The sequence below is a fragment of the Parasphingorhabdus sp. genome, from assembly GCF_049667325.1.
Lineage (GTDB): Bacteria > Pseudomonadota > Alphaproteobacteria > Sphingomonadales > Sphingomonadaceae > Parasphingorhabdus.
In genome coordinates this window covers 1-3667 of sequence record NZ_JBATHY010000307.1, presented here as the reverse complement: position 1 = coordinate 3667, position 3667 = coordinate 1, and the positions used below count along the sequence as shown (strand labels likewise).

The 3667-nt window shown below is 54.6% G+C and carries 4 protein-coding genes; 2 read left to right on the top strand and 2 right to left on the bottom strand.

Annotated elements, in window-relative coordinates:
• Both WBM93_RS13280 and WBM93_RS13275 read right to left on the bottom strand, forming a co-directional pair.
• Positions 1-1094 (bottom strand): aldehyde dehydrogenase family protein (locus WBM93_RS13280; protein WP_424432343.1); only part of this gene is annotated, 1094 nt, incomplete at its 3' end.
• 97 nt (positions 1095-1191) lie between these two features.
• A complete protein-coding gene (locus tag WBM93_RS13275) occupies positions 1192-2070 on the bottom strand; it encodes an HpcH/HpaI aldolase/citrate lyase family protein (protein ID WP_424432342.1) in 879 nt (292 codons plus the stop codon).
• A 147-nt stretch (positions 2071-2217) separates the two neighbouring features.
• Here WBM93_RS13275 and WBM93_RS13270 point away from each other — a divergent pair, with 147 nt between their 5' ends.
• Together WBM93_RS13270 and WBM93_RS13265 are read left to right on the top strand one after the other, a co-directional pair.
• Positions 2218-3231, top strand: a complete 1014-nt coding sequence (locus WBM93_RS13270; RefSeq protein ID WP_424432341.1) for a glycosyltransferase family 2 protein — start codon at positions 2218-2220, stop codon at positions 3229-3231.
• A gap of 43 nt (positions 3232-3274) precedes the next feature.
• Positions 3275-3667: hypothetical protein (locus WBM93_RS13265; RefSeq protein WP_424432340.1), on the top strand; the 393-nt coding region annotated here is incomplete at its 3' end.

The following is a 3667-nucleotide window of genomic DNA, read 5'->3' as shown; positions in this document are numbered from 1 at the left end:
GGCAGCACCGGGCCGAAAATCTCTTCCTGCATCACCCGCATGTCGTCACTGACATTCTGCAGCACGGTCAATGGCATCTTGTTGCTGTTGGTATTAGAGAAATCCTCGTCACCGGGGTTGACGATCGTCTGTTTCGCGCCCTTTTGGACCGCATCGTCGATCAGCCCCTGCAGCCGCTCCTTGTGGCGGGCATTGATCACCGAAGTGTAATCGTCATTGGCGATCAAGGTTGGATATTGCTCGGCAACGTTCGATTTGATGCCCTCGACGACCGCCTCTTCCTTGTCCTGCGGAACCAGGAGATAGTCGGGCGCCAGACAAATCTGGCCCGCATTCATCATTTTGCCCATCGCGATCCGCTGGGTCGCCTTGTGTACATCGGCGTCCGGTCCGACGATCGTCGGCGACTTGCCACCCAGCTCGAGCGTTACCGGCGTGAGGTTTTTTGCGGCAGCCGCCATTACATGTTTGGCAATTTCGCCACCGCCGGTGAAGATCAGGTGATCCCAGGGAATTTCCGAGAAGGACTTGCCGGTTTCCGGTCCGCCGGTAATAACCGTCATTTCCTCGGGTGCGAAATATTCGGCGACCAGCTTTTTGACCAGTTCGCCGGTCGCGGGACAGAATTCGGAAAATTTGATAATCACCCTGTTGCCGGCGCCAAAGGCACCGATTGCCGGGTCAAAGGCGAGATTGATCGGAAAATTCCAGGGCGCGATGACACCGACCACGCCCTTGGGCTGAAACTCGACCTGGCCGCTGGCACCCAGCAGGCCGAGCGGGAAATCCATTTTGCGTTTTTCCGGCCGCATCCATTTTTTCAGGTTCTTCTTGTGGTCCTTGGCATGGCCGACAATCGACATCAGGTCGGTCATCACGGTTTGCACGCTGCTGCGATGCCCGAAGTCATTGGATACCGCCTCGCAAAGCGCATCCTTGTTTTCGACAATCATCCGGGCAGTACGGTTGATCCGGTCCATCCGGGCGTCGTAGCTGACCGGCAATTCGGCATGAAACGCATCGCGCTGGGCTCGAAAAAGTTTCAAGATCTCGTCTTTGCTGACTTCGCCTGCTGCTGCTTCCAATGCTTCCATATCTGCTCTCCAAAGGGCGGGGCGTTGACGTCCCGTCATAATCCATTTCAATTGACCACTTAAACGCTTTTCTGGCGGCTTGTCGAGAGCGAACCGGCTATTTTGCCAGCGAGCCGATCGCTTCAGAAGTCGCGACCAGTTGCTTGGCTTGCTTGAAGTGCAGAAGCTCGGTCATCTTTCCGTTCACCACAATGACCCCCTTTCCGGCGTTGATCGGGTCTTTGAATGCCGCAATTATTGCCTCGGCTTCGGCAAGGGCTTCTGGCTGTGGCGCAAAAACCCGATTGGCAGTCTCTATTTGTGCCGGATGGATCAGGGACTTGCCGTCAAATCCCAGTTTTTTAGCTTCGAGGCATTCCGCTTCGAGGCCGTCGGGATCGTTGAAGTCATTGTAAACGCTGTCGATGATGTTGAGCCCATAAGCACGCGCGGCGATAACTGTCTGGGTCATGATAGATCCGAAATTGGCGCGATCATGCTCGGCGCGCATTTCCTTTGCCAGGTCGTTGAAGCCCATAACAAAGCTCGTCAGCCGCTTTTGAGCGCCAAGCGCGGCAATTGCCCCGAGATTCATTATCGCTTGCGGCATCTCGATCATCGCCCAGAGCTTGGTGTCGAGGTTTGCATTTCGATCTGCCATAAGATCGGAGATCCGAATAATCTCATCGGCGTCCAATATTTTCGGTACCAGCACTGCATCCGCCCGACTCTCGCAGGCCTGCTTGAGGTCCGCGGCGAACCAGGGTGTATCCATCCCGTTGAGCCGCACAACCAGTTCCCGGTTGCCATATTCACCCGACCGTAACGCCGCGCAGGCATTTTCGCGTGCCTCTTCCTTCGCATCCGGCGCAACCGCGTCTTCCAGATCGAAGATAATAGTATCGGCGGGCAGGGTCTTTGCCTTTTCCAGCGCGCGCTTGTTAGACGCGGGCATGTACAGGCAGGATCGGCGGGGGCGGAATTTGGTATCTGTCATGATTCGACCGTATCATCCCGAAAGCCCGACGCAAAGCTAGATAATCTAGCGATTTATACGCTTTGTTAACCATAGGGTTTTAGTGGAATCTTAACGGTTTTTTACGTCCCGCTCCGGTGGGGCCACGAATTGAGGGACGCGCATTTTATGAAGCTGATCATCCAGATTCCCTGCTATAACGAGGCGGAAAGCCTGCCGGAAACTTTGGTCGCTTTGCCGAGGCAGATCGACGGCATCGACATTATTGAAATTTTGGTGATCGACGATGGCAGTAAGGATAATACCAGTGACGTCGCTCGCCGATTCGGCGTCCATCATATCGTCCGTCATCGGACAAACCGCGGCCTGGCGGCGGCATTCCAGTCCGGAATCAACAAGGCGCTGGCGGAAGGGGCGGATATCATTGTCAACACCGATGCCGACAACCAATATGAAGGGCGGGATATCGGCAAACTGGTTGCGCCGGTTCTGGCCGGTGAAGCGGATATCGTCGTGGGAGACCGCGGCGTGCGCGACAACGCCCATTTCGGTCCCTTCAAACGCCTGCTCCAGATGCTCGGCAGCGCGACCGTCAAAAGACTGTCCAACACCCAGATCACCGACGCAGTCAGTGGTTTTAGGGCAATCAGTCGATCGGCCGCGCAGAAGATCAACATAACTTCGAGCTTTTCCTACACGACGGAGATGCTCATCCAGGCGGGACGAAAACGGATGGCGATCATATCGGTTCCGATCCGGACCAACGGCGCAATCCGGCCCTCGCGGCTGTTCAAGTCGATCCCGCAATTCATCACCAACACAGCCGCAACGATGATCCGCTCCTATGCGATGTATAATCCACTCAAGGTTTTCGTGATGGCCGGTGCAGGGCTATTTCTACTCGGTGCGTTGCCGATCGTTCGCTTCATCTGGTTCTTTATCAACGGCGAAGGGCAGGGACATCTGCAGTCAATTGTGATCGGTGGATCGCTTATGACTTTGGGTGTGGTTGCTATCATGTTCGGCGCGGTTGCTGATCTGGTTGGACGCAATCGGCAGTTGCTTGAGCAGACGCTCGAGCGGATTCGGCATCTGGAAGACAAGATTGACCGGGGGTCAATTGTCTCGCTAGAATCCCAGCAGAGAACCGCACCGACTAAATCCCGTAAAAAAAGCGCCTAGCGAACTGCGGATGAGTGCCGAGGACCTTCAAAAGAAGCGCAATATGATCGCTGTCGGCTGGAACGTAAAAATAACCGCGAACGGACGACTGCGGTTTGACTTGCAAACAGTCGAACTTGCTATTCTGTCGGCTATTGCCCTGTTTATAGCACTGCAAGCGACGTTTGTCGTTTATCAGGAAGTCAATTGGGACGAATTTTTCTTTCTGTCCCAGATATATGATCATGATCGCGGCGAACTGACAAAGCCATTGCAGACGATACACGTCCAATTATTCGGATGGTTGCGGCTGTTAGGCACAGATGAAGTCGGCCAGGTCACGGTAGCACGCGCAATCATGCTGATTTTTGAGATAGGGACAATGATCTCAATATTTGCGCTGACTAGGCTTTTTGTCAGCCGACCTGGAGCATTGTTGGCCGTGTTGGCGTATATC